17 protein-coding genes are annotated in these 18,145 nt (G+C 63.6%); 9 read left to right on the top strand and 8 right to left on the bottom strand.

Features of this window, described 5'->3' with window-relative positions; all coding sequences use genetic code 11:
• Nucleotides 1–188: 188 nt before the first annotated feature.
• Nucleotides 189–1,490 carry a UDP-N-acetylglucosamine 1-carboxyvinyltransferase gene (locus tag LAD35_RS15375; protein WP_224149874.1) on the top strand — a complete coding sequence of 434 codons (1,302 nt, stop codon included), beginning with the start codon at nucleotides 189–191 and terminating at the stop codon, nucleotides 1,488–1,490.
• An 82-nt stretch (nucleotides 1,491–1,572) separates the two neighbouring features.
• Here LAD35_RS15375 and LAD35_RS15380 read toward each other — a convergent pair whose 3' ends face one another.
• The gene (locus tag LAD35_RS15380; protein WP_224149875.1) at nucleotides 1,573–2,490 is read right to left on the bottom strand and encodes an EamA family transporter; all 918 of its coding nucleotides are present in this window, start codon (nucleotides 2,488–2,490) and stop codon (nucleotides 1,573–1,575) included.
• A gap of 99 nt (nucleotides 2,491–2,589) precedes the next feature.
• Between LAD35_RS15380 and LAD35_RS15385 the strand changes: the two genes are divergently transcribed.
• Both LAD35_RS15385 and LAD35_RS15390 read left to right on the top strand, forming a co-directional pair.
• Nucleotides 2,590–3,060: an Lrp/AsnC family transcriptional regulator gene (locus LAD35_RS15385; protein ID WP_224149876.1), complete on the top strand. Its 471-nt coding sequence runs from the start codon at nucleotides 2,590–2,592 to the stop codon at nucleotides 3,058–3,060.
• Between the two features lie 244 nt (nucleotides 3,061–3,304).
• The gene (locus LAD35_RS15390) at nucleotides 3,305–4,372 is read left to right on the top strand and encodes a pirin family protein (RefSeq protein WP_224149877.1); all 1,068 of its coding nucleotides are present in this window, start codon (nucleotides 3,305–3,307) and stop codon (nucleotides 4,370–4,372) included.
• A 119-nt stretch (nucleotides 4,373–4,491) separates the two neighbouring features.
• Here LAD35_RS15390 and LAD35_RS15395 read toward each other — a convergent pair whose 3' ends face one another.
• Complete coding sequence (locus tag LAD35_RS15395; RefSeq protein ID WP_224149878.1) at nucleotides 4,492–5,163, bottom strand: LysE/ArgO family amino acid transporter; 672 nt, start codon at nucleotides 5,161–5,163, stop codon at nucleotides 4,492–4,494.
• 71 nt (nucleotides 5,164–5,234) lie between these two features.
• Here LAD35_RS15395 and LAD35_RS15400 point away from each other — a divergent pair, with 71 nt between their 5' ends.
• The 4 genes from LAD35_RS15400 (at nucleotide 5,235) to LAD35_RS15415 (ending at nucleotide 10,011) form a co-directional block, all read left to right on the top strand.
• A complete protein-coding gene (locus LAD35_RS15400) occupies nucleotides 5,235–6,134 on the top strand; it encodes an HTH-type transcriptional regulator ArgP (protein ID WP_224149879.1) in 900 nt (299 codons plus the stop codon).
• 208 nt (nucleotides 6,135–6,342) lie between these two features.
• Nucleotides 6,343–7,539, top strand: coding sequence for a M20/M25/M40 family metallo-hydrolase (locus LAD35_RS15405; protein ID WP_224149880.1), 1,197 nt, complete (start codon nucleotides 6,343–6,345; stop codon nucleotides 7,537–7,539).
• A gap of 103 nt (nucleotides 7,540–7,642) precedes the next feature.
• Complete coding sequence (locus LAD35_RS15410; protein WP_224149881.1) at nucleotides 7,643–8,638, top strand: ABC transporter ATP-binding protein; 996 nt, start codon at nucleotides 7,643–7,645, stop codon at nucleotides 8,636–8,638.
• Complete coding sequence (locus LAD35_RS15415) at nucleotides 8,635–10,011, top strand: hypothetical protein (protein ID WP_224149882.1); 1,377 nt, start codon at nucleotides 8,635–8,637, stop codon at nucleotides 10,009–10,011. Before LAD35_RS15410 ends, LAD35_RS15415 begins: the two co-directional genes overlap by 4 nt.
• 156 nt (nucleotides 10,012–10,167) lie before the next feature.
• On the opposite strand, the gene LAD35_RS15420 is transcribed toward LAD35_RS15415, so the two are convergent.
• From LAD35_RS15420 to LAD35_RS15430, 3 genes are all read right to left on the bottom strand, one after another.
• A complete protein-coding gene (locus LAD35_RS15420; RefSeq protein WP_224149883.1) occupies nucleotides 10,168–10,662 on the bottom strand; it encodes a DUF2721 domain-containing protein in 495 nt (164 codons plus the stop codon).
• A 231-nt stretch (nucleotides 10,663–10,893) separates the two neighbouring features.
• Complete coding sequence (locus LAD35_RS15425; RefSeq protein WP_224149884.1) at nucleotides 10,894–11,115, bottom strand: SlyX family protein; 222 nt, start codon at nucleotides 11,113–11,115, stop codon at nucleotides 10,894–10,896.
• Nucleotides 11,116–11,215: 100 nt separating this feature from the next.
• On the bottom strand, nucleotides 11,216–12,412 hold the full coding sequence (locus LAD35_RS15430) for an aminotransferase-like domain-containing protein (RefSeq protein WP_224149885.1): 1,197 nt from the start codon (nucleotides 12,410–12,412) through the stop codon (nucleotides 11,216–11,218).
• Between the two features lie 296 nt (nucleotides 12,413–12,708).
• On the opposite strand from LAD35_RS15430, the gene LAD35_RS15435 reads away from it, so the two are divergent.
• The gene (locus tag LAD35_RS15435) at nucleotides 12,709–13,755 is read left to right on the top strand and encodes a lipoprotein N-acyltransferase Lnb domain-containing protein (RefSeq protein ID WP_224149886.1); all 1,047 of its coding nucleotides are present in this window, start codon (nucleotides 12,709–12,711) and stop codon (nucleotides 13,753–13,755) included.
• Between the two features lie 61 nt (nucleotides 13,756–13,816).
• On the opposite strand, the gene LAD35_RS15440 is transcribed toward LAD35_RS15435, so the two are convergent.
• A complete protein-coding gene (locus LAD35_RS15440; protein WP_224149887.1) occupies nucleotides 13,817–15,271 on the bottom strand; it encodes an amidase in 1,455 nt (484 codons plus the stop codon).
• Between the two features lie 208 nt (nucleotides 15,272–15,479).
• Between LAD35_RS15440 and nth the strand changes: the two genes are divergently transcribed.
• Entirely contained in the window at nucleotides 15,480–16,133 is a 654-nt protein-coding gene (nth, locus tag LAD35_RS15445) for an endonuclease III (RefSeq protein ID WP_224149888.1), read from the top strand.
• A 66-nt stretch (nucleotides 16,134–16,199) separates the two neighbouring features.
• Here nth and cobT read toward each other — a convergent pair whose 3' ends face one another.
• The gene (cobT, locus tag LAD35_RS15450) at nucleotides 16,200–17,291 is read right to left on the bottom strand and encodes a nicotinate-nucleotide--dimethylbenzimidazole phosphoribosyltransferase (RefSeq protein WP_224149889.1); all 1,092 of its coding nucleotides are present in this window, start codon (nucleotides 17,289–17,291) and stop codon (nucleotides 16,200–16,202) included.
• 256 nt (nucleotides 17,292–17,547) lie between these two features.
• Nucleotides 17,548–17,958, bottom strand: a complete 411-nt coding sequence (locus tag LAD35_RS15455) for a hypothetical protein (protein WP_224149890.1) — start codon at nucleotides 17,956–17,958, stop codon at nucleotides 17,548–17,550.
• Between the last annotated feature and the right edge of the window lie 187 nt (nucleotides 17,959–18,145).

Consider the following 18,145-nt stretch of genomic DNA (forward strand, 5'->3'; position numbering starts at 1 on the left):
ACCTGCTTGCGGCGACAAACCTATGACCCCGACAAGGATTTAGCTGCCGTTAACAATGCTTGCATTGACCGCTGATTACAAAAGGCACTCATTGAGAGTGCCTTTTGTCTTGGTGGCTCCTGTAACATGAAGGGTCTGCGAAGGGCGATGGCCCCATTGCACCCCGATTCCGCGATTTCTCCCTCTGTATGTCCAAACTCATCGTGCACGGCGGCACACCCTTGCAGGGCCGCATCATTCCCTCGTCCAACAAAAACGCCGTGCTGCCCGTGCTATGCGCCACCCTGCTGACCAGCGAGCCGCTGGCCCTGCATGGCGTGCCTGACATCACCGACGTGCGCAAGATTCTCGATATCTTCGAGAAGCTCGGCTCCAGCGTTGACATGGACTACCAGACGGGTGAGCTGAGGCTGCACCACCGCGACACACATTTCGACGCCTGCAAGCACCACCTGCCCGAAGAGATGCGCTCATCCATCATGCTGGTGCCGCCGCTGCTGGCCCGCTTTGGCGTGGCGCGGCTGGAGGACAACGTCAAGGGCTGCACCCTGGGCGTGCGCGAGATCGATCCGCATATCGAGGTCTTCCGCCGCTTTGGCGGGCGCGTGGAGCACGGCGAAGGCTCGCTGATCGTGCGTGCCGACGAGAAACTGCACGCTACCCAGCACTGGCTGGATTACGCCTCCGTCACCACCACCGAGAACTTCGTGCTGTGCGCAGCCACGGCCCAGGGCACCTCAGTGCTGACCAATGCAGCCTGCGAGCCGCATGTGCAGGAGTTCTGCCGCTTCATGGCCATGCTGGGCGCGCAGATCGAAGGCATCGGCACTTCGCGTCTGACGGTGCATGGCGTGCAGAAGCTGGGCGGCGGCGATTTCCACTTCGAGGAAGACTTTCACGAAATCACCACCTTCCTGGCGCTCGGCGCCATCACCGGTGGTGACGTGCAGGTACGTAACCGCACGCCTGATAACTTTCCGCTGATCGACCGCACCTTTGCCAAGTTCGGCGTGCAGATCGAACACAAGGACGGCTGGTCGCGTGCCATCCGCACCGGCCCGCTCAAGGTCGAAACGCCCTTCACCCGCAATGTGCTCACCAAGGTCGAAGCGGCTCCCTGGCCTTACTTCCCGGTCGACCTGCTGCCGATCTTCATCGCCCTGGGCGTGCGCGCCGAAGGCAATGCCATGTTCTGGAACAAGGTGTACGACGGCGCTCTGGGCTGGACGGGCGAGCTGTCCAAGTTTGGCGCCCACGTCTTCTCGTCCGACCCGCACCGTATTGTGACCCTGGGCGGCAACCCGCTGAGCCCCGCCGTGGTCGAGAGCCCCTACATCATCCGCGTGGCCATCGCCCTGTTCATGGTGGCCGCCAGCATCCCCGGCCGCTCCGAGATTCGCAACGCCGCCCCCATCAAACGCGCGCATCCCCGTTTTGTTGAAAACCTGCAAAGCCTGGGCGCCAAGGTGGAATGGGCTGGCGAAAACTAAAGCTACACTTTAGATAGCAAAAAGCGCTTGCTGCATCTGCGGCAAGCGCTTTTTTATTACCCGTTTCAGCCAAGAAACGCCGTCAGACAACCGCCTGCGTATCTCTTGCAGCCTTCTGCGGCACGGGCGCTGTGGCAGGTGCTGGCCTTGAGGTGAGCGCGCTGCCCATGGCCGCCACCATGATGGCGCCGATGGCCGACCACTGGACCGGGCTCAGATGTTCCCCGAGCACCAGCATACCGGCAATCGCCGCAATGGCAGGTTCTGTGGCCAGCATGGTCGAGAACGTACCGGGCGACAGCCGCTTCAAGGCAAACATTTCGAGCGAATACGGGATCGCACTCGACACGGCGGCCACAGCCAGCCCGTAGAGCAGGATCGAAGGGCTCAGAAGCTTGGCGCCCGCCTCGGCAATGCCAAACGGCACCACCACAAATGCAGCGGCCAACAGCCCCAGCGACACGACCATGCCGCCATGCATATGGCCGGCCCGCTTGCCCAGCACGATGTAGCCGGCCCAGCAGGCGGCGGCAATGCCGGCATACAGCAGGCCCAGCGGATCGAGGTGCCCCACCTGCACGCCGAACATCGGCAGAATCAGCAGCATGAACAGACCCGTGGCCGCCAGCCCCAGCCAGAAAAAGTCCAGCCAGCGCCGCGATGTGAGCACGGCCACGGACAGCGGGCCGATGAACTCGATTGCCACCGTCACCCCGAACGGCAGGCGCTTGATCGCCATGTAGAACAGCAGGTTCATCAAACCCAGCACAGCGCCGAAGATGGCAATCTGCCGCAGATTGGCACGGCTTGGCCCAAAACGCCATGGGCGCCAGATGGCCAGCAGCAGCAGCGCCGAAAAGCCCACCCGCAGCGCCGTGGTGCCCTGCGCACCAACGACAGGAAACAAGTGCTTGGCAAAGCTAGTGCCCAGGCACAGAGATGTGACCGAAGCCAGGACCGCCACCGATGGCAGCACGCGCTGCCCCAAGGAATTTTGCATGGACGAGATAATATTGCGAAGCTGCCAAGTAAATTGCGCAAAATTGCACTGCAACATGCAACTTCCACTCTGTCCGCCATGGCAATGTGAGCCTCGCCGATGAAAGCCGATCTCGACCCCTTTGACTGGGCCATTCTGGCCATTCTGCAAAGGAACAACCTCACCCCGCAACGCGAAATTGCCGAACGGGTGCATCTGTCGCCCGCCGCCGTGCAGCGGCGCATTCGTCGCCTGCAGGACAGCGGGGTGATCGCGGCCAATACCGCCCAGCTCAACCCCGAAGCCGTCGGCCGGCCACTGACGATTCTGATCGAGGTGCAGCTGGTCAATGAGCTCGATGCACTGACCGCCGGATTTCGTACCCGCGTGGCGGCCGAGCCCGCCGTGCAGCAGTGCTACAGCACCACAGGGCACACGGATTACCTGCTCGTCGTCACGGCCGCCGACATGCAGGAGTACCAGGCCATCACCCAGCGACTGTTCGGCGGCGACCAGAACATCCAGCGCTTCACGACCTCCATCGCCCTGGCTACTCTCAAGCGCAGCCTGCAGATGCCATTGCCAGGCTGAACAAACCGTGTCCGCATCGGAGTCTGAATTCGCTATTCAAAATATAGCAATCCGTATTCACCGGCTGCACGGAATGGCCTGATCCATTGGTATATCTGCAGAATTTGGGCGTCCGTTTTAGGTCCATTTGGCAGCTTTCGCCCGCACTCTACCGAGCATTGCATTTGACCTTCTCACCACCATCTACTTGCTATCTGTAGCAGGCGGGCAGAAGCCTCCTGCGCTCTCTTCAAGAGGACGCACCATGCAAGACAACCACCCCACCATCATCCTCAGCGCCCAGGCCCTGGACCAACGCCTGCCGGGCATCGATCCGTTCATCTTCGGCATGTACCACCAGGACCGCTATCCCGCAGGCAATGGCCAGTTGGGTCCCGGGCAGGAGTTGCTGCAAGGCCGCGAGATCGGCATGGACTTCAGCGGCAAGGACGGCTTCAGCATGTACCACGGCGAGCAGGTGCCGGGTTTTCCTGCGCACCCGCACCGAGGGTTCGAGACAGTCACCATCGTGCGCAAGGGTCTGGTGGACCATGCAGACTCCCTGGGCGCCACAGCCCGCTATGGCGAAGGTGATGTGCAGTGGCTCACCACCGGCTCGGGCGTGCAGCATGGAGAGATGTTTCCCCTGGTGCACGAGGACAAGGACAACACGCTCGATCTGCTTCAGATCTGGCTGAACCTGCCCGCCAAGAACAAGATGGCGCCGCCCGATTTCACCATGTTCTGGGCGCATGACATTCCGCATGTGCGGCAATCCGATGCCCAGGGCCGCCAAAGCGAGGTGGAAGTGATTGCGGGCGATTACGTACCCGTTCATTCAGGCGCTGGCGACAGACCGACGCTGGCGAGGGCGCTGGTACCGCCCACCCATTCCTGGGCCAGCGAGCCGGGGGCTGATGTGGCGATCTGGATCATCCGCCTGGAGCCCGGTGCCAGCCTGGTGCTGCCCGCCGCCAGCAGCCAGGCGCGCCGCGCACTCTATCTGACAACAGGCTCTACCCTGACGGTGGACGGCCAGCGCTTTCACCAGCCGGTGATGGTGGAAGTGCTGCCCGATCACCCTGCGCCGCTGCGCAACGACGGCAACGAGGTGGTCGAAGTGCTAATGCTGCAAGGCAAGCCCATTGGCGAGCCCGTGGCATCTCACGGCCCGATTGTGATGAACACCCAGCAAGAGGTCATTCAGGCGGTGCATGATTTTCAGCGCACCCAGTTTGGCGGCTGGCCCTGGCCCAGCCATGCCCATACCCATGGCACCAGGGGCCGGTTTGCCCAGCATCCCGATGGCCGGGTGGAAACGCCGCAGGCCTGACCTGCCGCTACTCGAAGAAATGCCACAAAAGCAGAACCCGCCAATGGCGGGTTCTCTTCGTATTAATCAGTGCATGGCACCCATCCTGGGTGGAAATTGATATTCATCAAGATCGTAAATTACGCAGCGATCTGATCCAGCCCGCCATACACCCACCAAGCCAGGGTCAGCATCATCACGCCGGTCAGCCCATCAAGAATGCGCCAGGAAAGCGGATTGGCAAACAGCTTCTGCATGCGCTTGCCCGCATGTGCCAGGGTGACGAACCAGGTGAGGCTGGCACAGGCTGCGCCCAGCACAAACACCCATTTGAGCATGCCGTCCTGGCGGGCGCCGATGGAGCCGACCAGCACGACCGTATCCAGGTATACGTGCGGGTTGAACAAGGTGATGACCACCAGCGCGCCCAGCACGCTCCAGAGGCTGCGACGGGCGGCGGCGGTGGTCTTCTCGGCAGCGTCGCCATCGGCGCTCGCGCCCAAAGAAGCATCAGGCGCCGTCACCATGCGCCACAGCGCCATCAGGCCGTAGGCGAGCAGAAAGATCGCGCCGCCCAGCGTGAGGTAATAGGCCAGCCTGGGCGAATCGCCCAGCACTTGCGCCATGCCAGCCACACCGATACCGATCAGCAGGGCATCGGCCAGCACGCACCAGGCCACGCAGGCTCGGATGTGCTGCCCATTGACGGCCTGGCGCAGCACATACAGGTTCTGCGCGCCGATCGACACGATGAGGGACAGGCAGACGGTAAAGCCTGCCAGCCAGGTAGAAGTCATTGTTGTAGTCCACATAGGCGGTGATTGTGCGCCGCCGCAATAATTAAGTAAAATTAAATAATCTGAATCATATGAAGCAATGCTAAATGCTGGACTACCTGGGATTGGCCGCTCTTGCCGCCGTGGTGCGTGAAGGCAGCTTTGAGCGCGCCGCCAAGAAATTGCATGTCACGCCTTCGGCGGTGTCGCAGCGCGTCAAGCAGCTCGAAGAGCGCACCGGCCAGGTGCTGGTGCAGCGCGGCAACCCTTGCACCGGCACCGAGGCGGGTCGGCGCCTGTGCCTGCATCTGGAGCAGGTGGCACTGCTGGAAAACGAGCTGCGCCGCAGCAACCCCGATCTGCTGCCCGAGGCGCCGGTGGCACCCACGCTCAAGCTGGCGGTGAACGCGGATTCGCTCTCCACCTGGTTCATGGATGCCATGGCCGAGTTCACAGCGGGCGGCAATGAGCTGCTTGATCTGCGCATCGATGACCAGGACCACACGGCGCAGGCCCTGCGCGAGGGCGCCGTGATTGGCGCGGTCACCGGCACCAGCAGCCAGATCCCCGGATGCAATAGCTGGCCACTGGGAACCATGCGCTATGTTGCCGCTGCCAGCCCCGGCTTTGTGGCGCGCTACTTTGCGAACGGGGTGACCGCAGAGGCGCTGGCCCGTGCACCGATCATGACGTTCGACCGCAAGGACCGCCTGCAGGACCAGTGGATGCAGGCCAACGGTCTGGCCTCGCGCAACAGCGGTCCACGCCATTTCCTGCCGTCCAACTACGGCTACGTGCGCGCCTGCGAGATCGGCATGGGCTGGGGCATGCACCCGGAGGTGCTGATTGACGAGCAGTTGGCGCGCGGCCGCCTCGTGCCCTTGATTGCGGGCACGCCGCTGGACGTGCCCCTGTTCTGGGCCTTGCCGCGCAGCGCGCAAACCAGCCTTGGGCGGCTGACCGACTGCGTCATGCGGGCGGCGGCAGAGGTGCTGACGCCCGCTTGATCAACAGCCGCAGTATCGAAACTGTAGCAACTATGCCGCACTACCTTTGACCGCCTGACGCAAAATTCTGGTAAACCGCAGCAAGCACTCCTATCATTGCGGAAATAAAAACATCCACATCCTCGAGGGGCAGCGCCAGGCTGAGCGCGAGAAGGATGCCGCCCTCCACGGCGGCATGCCCAGCGGTCCCTGCAACACACTGCATGCCATGGCTTTATCCACCGATTTCACGCCTCTATCACTGGCCGTGCTGCCCCGCCGCAAGCGCAGCCTGCTCAAGCGCCTGCTGAGGCTTTTCGTGATTGCCTTGGTACTGCTGGCAATTGCAGGCGCCGCCGCCTGGTGGCAGTTGACCTACCCCGGCGTCAAAGCCCGTACCCTGCCCGCAACGGCGCAATCGCTGCGTGGCTCTGGGGGCGCCTCGGAGGAACGCCTGCAAGCCCATGTCAGAGCGCTGAGCGAGAACTTTCCCGGTCGCAGCTTTGACCAGCCCGCACAGCTCGATCTGGCGTCCAACTACATCCACGCCCAATTGCAAGCCCTGGGCGCCGCGCCTTCTCGCCAGCCCGTACGGGTGGATGGACAAGCGCACTACCACAATATCGTTGTGCGCCTCGGCCCCAAAAAAGGCGAGGCAGGGGGCGATGCGCCGCTGCTGGTGATTGGCGCGCATTACGACGCAGTGCGCACCAACGGTGTCGCAGCAGACTCTGCCCCAGATGCCCATAGCCACACGCCCGGTGCAGACGACAATGCAAGCGGCGTAGCGGGGTTGCTGGAACTGGCCCGCATGCTGGTCGCCCACCCACCCAGGCAACCTGTGGAACTGGTGGCATACACCTTGGAAGAACCACCCCAGTTCCGCACTCCGCAAATGGGCAGCTACCAGCACGCAGCTGCATTGGCCAACGCCAGGCAGCCGCTGCGCATGATGCTGTCGCTGGAAATGATTGGCTACTTTGACGACCGACCTGCCAGCCAGCACTATCCGGTGCCGGGCATGACAGCCATCTACCCCAGCGCAGGCAATTTTCTGGCGCTGATCGGGCAGTTGAGCCACTTTGCAGCAACGCGCGAAACCTATGCCCAAATGCTGGGTGGCGCACAGATCGACGCCGCTGGCACCGCGCCGCTGCCCGTGCGCGCACTCAGCGCGCCTGCGTCGCTGCGCGGCATCGATTACTCCGACCACCAGAACTACTGGCGCTTTGGCTACCCCGCGCTGATGGTGACGGACACCTCGTTCATGCGCAACCCGCATTACCACCGCAGCACGGACACCTGGGACAAACTCGATTACCGCCGCATGGCACAGGCGGTGAACGCCGTGCTGGCCGTGGCCCTGGCCGACCCTGCAGACCCCGGCCAGGGCGTTGTGCCCCGGGCCGGTGATTTTTTGCGCTAAATTGCATAGCTCAGGCAAGGCAGGCCCGCGCACAGGAATGCGCCTGGAGCGCGCCACCGGCCATGCATTGGACAGCAATGAAATTTTCTGCAGAACAGGCACCATGATTGAGGTACAGAACCTGATCGTTGACTACCCCGGCCACCGGGCATTGCATGGCATCAGCCTGCAGATTGCCGCGGGAACGGTCACGGCGCTCGTCGGCCCCAATGGCGCGGGCAAATCCACCTTGTTGCGCTGCATGGCCGGGCTGGAATCACCGCTCGCCGGCAGCGTGCATGTGGCTGAAGTGGATGTGCAGGAAAACCCGCGCCGCGCCCACCAGCACATGGGCTACCTGTCCGATTTCTTCGGCCTGTACGAGGCCTTGTCCGTTGCCCAGTGCCTGCAGTACGCGGCAGAAAGCCAGGGCCTGAGCCGCCAGGCCGCCGCCCAGCGCGTGCAAGCCGTGGCCCGCCAGTTGGCACTGACCGACAAGCTCGGCAATGCAGCGCGCAACCTCTCGCGCGGCCAGCGCCAGCGCGTGGCCATCGGCCAGGCCATCATCCACCAGCCGCAGGTGCTGCTGCTCGACGAGCCCGCCAGCGGGCTCGATCCGGAGGCGCGCAGCAGCCTCTCGGCCCTCTTTCGCCAGTTGCACGCCCAGGGCATGACCCTGGTGGTATCCAGCCATATCCTGAGCGAGCTGGATGAGTACTGCACGCACATCCTGTCGATCCGGGAGGGCCGCATCACCAGCCATGAAGCGCTGAATGCGGCCCCGCACACCAGCGGCACCGGCGCGCAGACGGGCGAACTGGTGATGCAGGTCGAGCTGGCTGCACCATTGGCAAACAGCAGTACGGCCCTGGATGGCTACCGGCTCGTGGACATGCGCGCCACTGGCGAGGCGAGCCACGCGCTTTGGCTTGCCCTGCCCGCCAACAGCGACGCCGCGCGCGTGCAACTGCTGCAACAACTGGTCGCCCACGGGGCCCAGGTGCTGAGCTACCACCCGGCCCGCACCAGCCTGCAGGAGCGCTACCAGCAGAGCCTGCAGACGGGTACCGCACCCGTCGCTGGTGCTCCTGCCGATCTTTTTGCCAAGGAGCCGGAATGAACCCGGAACTGCGCCGCCAGCTCTCGCTGGAGCTCACCTCGTCGCGCCTGGTGCTGATGCCCGCCATCCTGCTGCTGATGGCGGTCTGCGTCTTCATGATCGAGCAGCAGGAGCCGCTGCTCTACCTGCACCAGGGTGCGCTGGTCGTCATGGGCCTGCTCGCCGCCTGTGTAGGCACATTCACGGCCCTCTCCAGCATCAATGACGAGGTGAACGAACGCACCTGGGACCAGCAGCGCATGAGCGCCATGGGCCCCTGGCGCATGGCATGGGGCAAGTTACTGGGCGGCCCGAGCTACGCCTGGTACGGCGCCCTGCTGTGTGCGGCGGCAGCCTTTGCAAGCGGCGTGCTGCTGGGCCGCACCGGCCACACACTGCAGACCGTGCTGCTGTGTGTGCTGGGTGTGGGTGCGCTGCACTGCGCACTGATGGCCAGTCGGCTGTATGGCATGGACCCGGCCAAACCTGCAGGCAGCCGCAGCACCTGGGGGCTGGTGATCATCGTGTTCATTCTGGTGCAGATGGTTGGCGGCCTGGTCGTCGGGCTCGACAGCCTGCTCGGCAATCGGGAAGCGGTGCGCTGGTGGGGCATGCCGGTGGCAGCCCCTCGGCTGGCGCTGTTTCTCGCGGCATTCGCCCTGCTGCTGGGCCTGCTGGCGCTATGGCGCGCCATGGCCATGCAACTGTCGGTGCCCACCACGCCGTGGGCGTGGGCGCTGGGCAATGCGGCCGCCTGTGTGCTGCTGCTCGGCCTGGTACCAGACAACACGGCCCGCGTGCTCGGCGCCATCGCCTTGCTGGTGCTCGCCACCTACTATGCTGCGGCTCTGGAGAACCAGGTGGCCCAACGCTGGCGCAGCGTGCTCTACAACGCCCGCCATGGCCGGTGGCGGCGGGTCTTGCAAAGCCTGCCGCTATGGCCCGTGAGCTGGTGCATGGCTTTTGCGGTGCTGCTGCCCGCCTATATCCTGTGGAACGCAGACCCACTGGCGGCACGCGACCACCTCGGTCCCTTTGTGCTGATGGTATTGCTGCATGTGCTGCGCGACTGCGGCATCCATCTGTTCTTTGCGCTGCGCAACAGCTACCGCTCCCCGCTGGGCATGACGATGCTGGTATTGCTGGTACTGGGAGGCATCCTGCCCGCCATGCTCTGGTCCACCGGCCTTGCCCCGCTGTTCGAGCCCTTGTTTGGGGCCTTGGCCGCTCCGCTGCGCCACACCATGACCAATACCCCGGCCCTGGGCTGGTTGGCCTGGATCGGCATGCTGGTGCAGTTGGTCGCCGTGGCTGCGGCCATCCTGTGGCGCTTTCGACAGCTGGCCCCCACAGCACAAGGCACGCAGTGGCCGCTACAGGCAACCGGCAGCTGAACGCCAGGGGTCACCATGGCGCAGGCAAGGCCGGTGCTTGACCTCCGTCCAGTCCGGCGCACCGGGTGTTTTTTGCGCAAAGCAAGCTTGGCACTCACCCTGCGATGGCCTCAAGCTACCTATCTGCGAGCAAATACCCCCACATCACCCAATGCATCAGAACGCCGAAGAGCGATCCTCTTCGGCCTTGGCTGCCTGCCGCAACGGATGAAAGTTCAGCAGTCGGGTTGCCATCATGGTCTCGATCATGAAGCAGCACAGCGCCGACACGAAGCTCACCACCCCGAGGCCAAAGCTGATCATCGCCGCCATCGACCAGGCCCGCGCATCGATTTCCGCCGCCGCCGTCTGGCCGATGAACAGCAGGATGATGGTCAGCGCAATCAGCGCGCCACACCCCGTAAGCAGCCCGATGCAGACATTGGCCAGGCGCCCGCGCCGGCGCAGGAAACCCAACTCCAGCATGGAGCGCTGGATGTAATCCGCATCCTTGGAGGCGCTCATGCGGTCCTCGAGCACACGGCCACGGTCGATGATGCGCGCCAGCCGCCCGGCCACCGCACCGATCATTCCGGCCACGCCGGTCAAAAAGAAAACAGGAGCCACAGCAAGCTGGATGCTGTGGGTGATATTGCTGACGTCGATGGCCATGGTTGCGATAAAAACTTAGGGAAAACCAGTATTGCCAAACGATTTTAAAGATCAAGGCAGTACCTGTCTCAGCTATCGCAAGAAACGGGCCAAATAGAGGGCACTAGAGTGGTGCCTAAGCGACGCCCTTTGGAATCACTGGGAGAAATGGCGTCTGAATCTTATCCAGCATGCGCTATTAGCTACAAATTAAATAGCATATTGCAGTGACTCCTGGCAAAGTGGGAGGCCTCAATAGTGCGGCGGCAGCTCATCCCGCAGATTGCGTACGTTGGCGCCACCGCCCTGCTCGGGCAGGCGCTGCTGCACATCCAGCAGCATTTGCTGCAGGCGGTCAATCTGTTGCTGCTGCTTGTAGATCGTCAGGTTCAGATCTTCCAGCAGGTCTTCGGCGTAGGCCGATTTGATCTCCAGCGCTTCAACGCGGGCCTGGAGCTGTTCGGTAGTGGTCATGGCAAATCCTGCAAGTGCAAGTGCAAGTGCGTTCCGGAACGATAACGCCGGTGTGTGAAACCTCACACACCGGCGTCAGGAACGAAACGTGTTTATAAAATCAGAACGCCTTGGCCAGACGTGCCATGCCTTCTTCGATCTTGGGGATATCAGCCGTGGCAAAGGACAGGCGCAGGGTGGAAGGGTCGGGGTTCTGCGCAAAGAACGGCGTGCCGGGCACAAAGGCCACACCTTGCTCGATGGCCCGCTTGGCCAGAGCGTTGCCGTCCTTCTCCTGGCCGTTGGCTCCGGTCAGTTGCACCCAGATGAACATGCCGCCTTGCGGCTGCACAAAGCGCACCGCATCTCCCAGGTGGCTGCGCAGCGCATCGCCCATGGCCTTGCTGCGTGCCGCGTAGGTTGTACGCACACGTGCCAGCGTGGCTGGCATGCGGCCCGCCTTGAGGTACTGCGCAGCGGTGGCCTGCGTGAAGGTGCTGGTATGCGCATCGCTGAACTGCTTGCACATCACACATTTGGCCAGCAGCTCGGCCGGTGCGATCAGCCAGCCCAGGCGCAGGCCGGGGCTGAGCACCTTGCTCATGCTGCCGCAGTGGGCGAGATACTCGCGGCTGCCCGGCACGGTGTGGGAGAGCGCCAGCATGCTGGGGGGCGGGGGAGCGTCGAAGTACAGGTCACCATAGGGATCGTCTTCCACCACCAGGGTCTGGTGGCGCACGGCCATCTCCAGCACCTGCTTGCGGCGCTCCAGGCTCAGCAATGCACCGCTGGGGTTGCCAAAGGTGGGCACCAGGTACACCAGCTTGGGTTTGTGCTGGGCGATCAGCCGGTCCAGCTCTTCTGTGATCACGCCATGCTCGTCGATCGGTGCGCTGATGACTTCAGCCCCGTAGAGTCGGAAACACTGGATCGTGGCGAGAAAGGTCGGCCCTTCAACAATCACCTTGTCGCCGGGCGAGATCATGGTCTTGCCCAGCAGATCCAGCGCCTGCTGGCTTCCGGTCGTGGTGATCAGCTGCTCGGGCGCAAGATTCTGCACGCCCTTGCCAGCCATGAAGCTGGCAATCTGCTCGCGAAAAGGCTGGTAGCCCTCGGTGGCGCCGTACTGCAAGGCCGCGCCCGGCTCTTCCTTCAGTGCAGCATTCGCCGCCTGCTGCACACCATCCACATCGAACATGGCGGCATCTGGAAAGCCCCCGGCAAAGCTGATGATGCCGGGTTTGCCCAGCAGCTTGAACAGTTCACGGATGGCGGACGTCTCGACATTGTCGAGGCGAGAGGCGAAACGCAGTGTCATGGAGCTTTCTCTCAAGGATCAAAAACAGGACAGCCCGGCACCTGGGCCGGTGGCCAGTGCCGCAAATTCAGAGGTGCGCGGCATGGCAATTCTGCCATTTTGCAGCTTTTTGCCGCCCACAGGCGTCGCTCTGGCATCGGCCGACAACCAGCTCAGTGCCGGCGCGCCCCTGCGGGTGGCAGTTTTGAACAGGTTCTTGGGTTTTGCATACCCGCGCATCGTCTATGCTTGCAGCCAGACAGAATCTGCGGACGGGCGCTCCCGTTCTGCAGCCACAAAGCCTACGCCCCCTGGGCATGAATGACATGCGGATTGCCGGTTTCTTTTTTGCCATTGCCAAGCTGATCGCCTCGCTCCTGATGCTGGCCGGTGTGGTCTGGGCCTGCGGGGCTCTGTGGTTTCAGTTGGCGCAAACAGTCAAATCTGGCTCGGCGCGGGGCCTGATTCTGGGCATCTGGGTCGGCTTTGGCCTCTACAGCATCTATCTTTTGTGGCAGCAGCGCGTGCCCAAGGGCTTGCTGATCTACGGCGTGCTGCTGGGCGCCATTCTCGTGTGGTGGAGCACCATCCACCCCTCGAACACGCGCCGTTGGGCGCCCGATGTGGCCCAACAGCTATCCGGCAGCATCAGCGGCGACATCGCCACGCTGCACAATGTCCGCAATTTTGACTGGCAGACCGCCACCCGCGCCACCCCGCGCTGGGAAGACCGCAGCTATGACCTGAACCAGCTGGTATCGGTGGACATGGCCACCTCGTACTGGATGGGACCGGCCATTGCGCATACCCTGGTGTCGTTTGGCTTTGACGATGGCAAGGGCCCGCGCAGGTACCTGACGTTCTCGGTCGAAATCCGCAAGGAGGCGGGCGAGTCGTTCTCGGCCATTGGCGGCTTCTTCAAGCAGTTCGAACTGAGCCTGGTTGCCGCCGAAGAGCGCGACATTCTGCGCGTGCGCAGCAACCTGCGCGGCGAAGAGGTCTACCTCTACAGCATTCAGATGCCGCGCGCCGCCATGCGCTCGCTGTTTGCCGCCTATGTCGACAAGGCCAACGCCCTGGTGGAAACGCCTGCGTTCTACCACACGGTATTTGCCAATTGCACCACCATCGTGTTCGACATGGTACGCAGCATCGTTCCCGGCCTGCCGCTCGATTGGCGCCTGCTGGCCAGCGGCTATCTGCCGCAGTATGTGGACAGCCTGGGCGCGCTGGCCCGCCCCCATGATTTCGAAGCGCTGCGCAGCGCAGCCCATATCAATGACCGCGCCAGGGCAGCGCTGCCCGGCGAGGATTTTTCAGCAGCCATCCGCAAAGGCGTGCCGCAGGCGCCCGCCCTGCCCTGATCCGCTGCACAAATCTTGATGCGAATCAAGAATCAAGCGCTTGTCCGGCCATACAGCCGCGTCAGACGCCTTGCAGCAGCGGGCTGCGCAACTGGCTGTAGCCGCTGGCCTGGTCATAGGCGTGGCCGAGCTGCAGCACCGCCCAATCTGCCCGCAGGCCGCCCACGATCTGGATACCGGCCGGCAATCCCTGGGCGCTGATGCCGGCAGGCACGGCAAGCGTGGGCAGGCCCGCCATGGTGGCAGCAATCACCACTTCCATCCAGCGGTGGTAGGTGTCCATCTCGCGTTCGCCCACCATGTGCGGCCAGTCCAGTTCCACCGCGAATGGGTAGACCTGGGTGCCGGGCATCGCCAGATAGTCAAAGCGCTGCAGAAGGCCGTGCAGCTGGAGGTACCAGCTGCTGCGCACCTTGGCAGCCTCGTAGATGCGCATGCCTGACAGACGCATCCCACGCTCGATCTCCCACACCGCTTCGGGCTTGAGCAGGCTGCGCTTGGCCGGATCGGTGTAGAGCACCAGATTGGCACCCGCCACCTGCAGGCTGCGCACATCCAGCCAGGCCTCCCACAATTGCTCCAGATCGAAGTCGAGCACGGCAGGCTCCACCACCGCCCCCAGGCTGCGAAAGTGCTCCAGCGCCGCCTCCTGCTGCGCCAGCAGGCCGGGCTCCATGGCCAGATGGCCGCCCCAGTCGCCCAGCCACCCGATGCGCGCGCCCTGAAAATCGCGCTGCAGGCCGTCCACCGCAAAGGCACCGGTGGGCCACTCGCGCGCCAGCGGGGTGCGGGTGTCGGCGCCGGCCATCACCTGCATCTGCAGGGCCAGGTCGGGCACATTGCGAGCCATGGGGCCGTTGGTGCTGTACTGCTGCAGGAACAGTTCCTCAGCCGGGCCATAGGGCACGGCCCCCAGCGATGGCCGAAAGCCAAACACGTTGTTGAAGGCCGCTGGCGTGCGCAGCGAGCCCATCATGTCCGAGCCATCGGCAAACGGCAGCATATGCAAGGCGGTGGCAACTGCCGCGCCGCCCGAGCTGCCTCCGGCCGAGCGCGTGGGCGCCCAGGCGTTGCGTGTGGCGCCGTACACCAGGTTGTAGGTATGGCCGCCGAGGCCGAATTCGGGTGAATTGGTGCGGCCGACAAACACCGCACCGCTGGCGCGCATGCGCTCGAAGTGAATGGCATCGGCCTCGGACACCTGGCCTGCAAACAGTGGTGAGCCTCGCGTTGTCACCATGCCCTGCACCGGCAGAATGTCCTTGGGGGCTTGCGGAATGCCATGCAGCAGCCCGCGCGAGCGGCCCTGCGCCAGCTCCAGATCCAGCCGCTGCGCCTGGGTCAGCAGGGTTTCGCGGTCCTGCAGGGCCACAATGGCGTTGACCTGCGGGTTGAGCGCATCGATCTGCGCCAGGTAGGCATGCAGCACATCCACGCAGGAGACGTGGCGCGCATGGATGGCGGCGGACAGCGCAACACCCGATAGTTCGGTGATCTGGGCGGGCAGGTTGGGCATGGCGGCTCCTTGAAGGCTTGGCATCCATACTAACCAGCGCGCACAAATCCCCGGCAAGCCGACTGTCGCCTCCGTGCATGGCGATAATCGCGGTCAAATCCATCAACGACGGATGCAGATCAGGCGCAGGCCAGACGCTTGCCTGCCAGAGGCTCCCCCTTGGCACCTCGGCTTTGTGCCAGACCATGCATCAAAACAAGTTGCCCCCATGAAAACCGCCGATATCGAACCGTTTTTCGCCACGCTGAAGGCTGCCAACCCCTCGCCACAGACCGAGCTGGAGTACACCTCGGTGTTCGAGCTGCTCACCGCTGTGCTGCTGTCGGCCCAGGCCACCGATGTGGGCGTGAACAAGGCCACGCGCAAGCTCTTTCCGGTTGCCAACACACCGCAGGCCATTCTGGACCTGGGCCTCGAAGGCCTGGAGAGCCATATCAAGACCATTGGCCTGTACCGCAGCAAGGCCAAGCACCTGATGGAAACCTGCCGCATGCTGGTGCAGCTCCATGGCGGCAAGGTCCCCGACACCCGCGAAGCGCTGGAGGCCCTGCCAGGCGTGGGCCGCAAGACGGCCAATGTGGTGCTGAACGTGGCATTTGGCCAGCCGACCATGGCAGTCGATACGCACATCTTCCGCGTCGGCAACCGCACGGGTCTGGCACCTGGCAAGAACCCGCTGGAAGTGGAAAAGCAGCTGATGAAGCGCGTACCCGACGAATACGCCGTCGATTCGCACCACTGGCTGATTCTGCTGGGCCGCTATGTGTGCCAGGCGCGCAAACCGCGCTGCTGGGAATGCGTGGTGGCGCCCTACTGCGATTTCACGCCAAAGACGCCAGCGCCAGCTTCGGGCATGCGCTGAGCAGAAAACGCTACCAAAATAATAGCAAATTGCGCTTCCCCATTGGGCGCGAGCAGCCTCTTTTGATCAACTCTGCTGGCTGACCCCGGCAGATGCAAAGCTCGCCATCTCGCGCAGGATGGCGCAGGCCGACTGCAACAGCGGCCAGACCAGTGCAGCGCCCGAGCCTTCGCCCAGCCGCAGTTGCCAATCGAGCAGCAGCTGCGCATGCAGATGGGCCAGCATGCGCGTGTGGCCCGGCTCACCCGAGCGGTGGGCGTAGACGCAGCGCTCCAGCACGGCAGGCTGCAGGCGGCTGGCCACCAGCACGGCCGCCGTGGTGATGAAGCCATCGACCACAATCACGCGGCGCTCCACGGCAGCCTGCAGCACGGCACCCACCATGGTGGCGATCTCCAGCCCGCCCATCGCGCACAGTACATCCAGCGGCTCCTGCGCGCCAGCATGCAGGTCCAGCACCTGGCGCAGCACTTCCACCTTGCGCGCAAGGCCTGCCGCATCGAGCCCGGTGCCGACGCCAGTCACCGCCTCGATCGGTTCATTGCACAAACGCGCCAGCAGCAGCGAAGCGCTGGAGGTGTTGCCGATCCCCATCTCACCCAGCAGCAGTGCATTGCCCGGCAATTGCTGCACCAGCACCATGCCGTTGCGCAGGGCCATCGCGCATTGCTCTGCCGTCATCGCCGGGCCCGCGCTGCAATCGGCAGAACCGTAGGCAATCTTGCGGCGCCACAGACGGGGCTCGCCGGGCACGGGCAGCTTGTGCGCCGGGTCCTGCTCGCGCGCGGCAAAATCCCTGGCCACGCCGCAATCCACCACATTCAGTGCAATGCCGTTGTGCCGCGCCAGCACGCTGACGGCAGCGCCTCCTGCCAGAAAATTCTCGACCATCTGCCAGGTCACATCGACCGGATATGCCGAAACCCCCCGCGCCGCCAGGCCGTGATCGGCTGCAAACACCAGCATCTGCGGCGCCTGCAGCACAGGCTGCTCATCTCCCAGAATGCAGGCAATGCGCAGCGCGAGCTGCTCCAGCTGGCCCAGAGAGCCCACCGGCTTGGTCTTCTGATCAAGCAAATGCTGAACCCGGCTTTGCAGGCCAGCGTCGTGAAGCGAGGAAACGGAAGGGATGGATGCGATCGTGCGGATATCAGACATGGTGCGAAATGCTGGGGACAGGCTTGGGGCACAGCGGCGCAAGCCATCCAAGCCAGAGGCGCATAGTATCGCGCTACCGCCAACACGTTGCAGGGCCTCTGGCCCATACCAAAAGAAAACGCTCTGACCGGTTGCCCGGCCAGAGCGCAAATTCGGATGGGTGCACTGGCGTGTTACACACCCGTCCGAGAGAGCTCAGGCGTGATCGGATGCGTGCAGACGCACCTACGCGCTGCCTCAGAACGTGTTTACGATCTCAGGGCTTGGCCGGAACGGTGTAGGTGTATTCGCGCAGAATACCGCCGCCCTGCACGGAGCCGCTGTCCTGGCCGTTGGTCACCCGATCCACGCAGGCACGCCTGTCTTCTTCGACCCGAAACACGCCGCAGCGGGCCACGGCGTTGCCGGCGTACTGGTCACTGCTGCGGTCGGTCAGTTGTCCCTGTCGGCCGGCCTGAAGGGCGGCGGCGGCCTCTCGGGCGCTGGAGCTGCCATCGGCCACGTTGCGATCCGCGCGTTGATGGGCTTTGCCGCCCTTGTGCGGATGCTGCGCGTGTTTGGCGGGAGCTTTTTCGGGCGCGGCTGGCTGTGCAGACGCAAAACCGGTCACACCCAAGGCAACCGCAGCAATGGCAATTTGCAAGGATTGGCGGACAACATTTTTCATGGTGATCTTCCTTCTGTCTGGTAAGGGGCAATTGCAACCAACAGCATGCGTGTGATCCCTGGCTGTCGTTATCGGCCCAGCCCGCCAGACCATGCAGTCCATGGCCTACATGTCGCCATGACGCACATGTTGCTCATGCGCCACCGCCTTTTCGGCGCGTTCCGTGAACGCCCCTGACGCCCAGCTC

Source organism: Comamonas odontotermitis, assembly GCF_020080045.1.
Lineage (GTDB): Bacteria > Pseudomonadota > Gammaproteobacteria > Burkholderiales > Burkholderiaceae_C > Comamonas > Comamonas odontotermitis.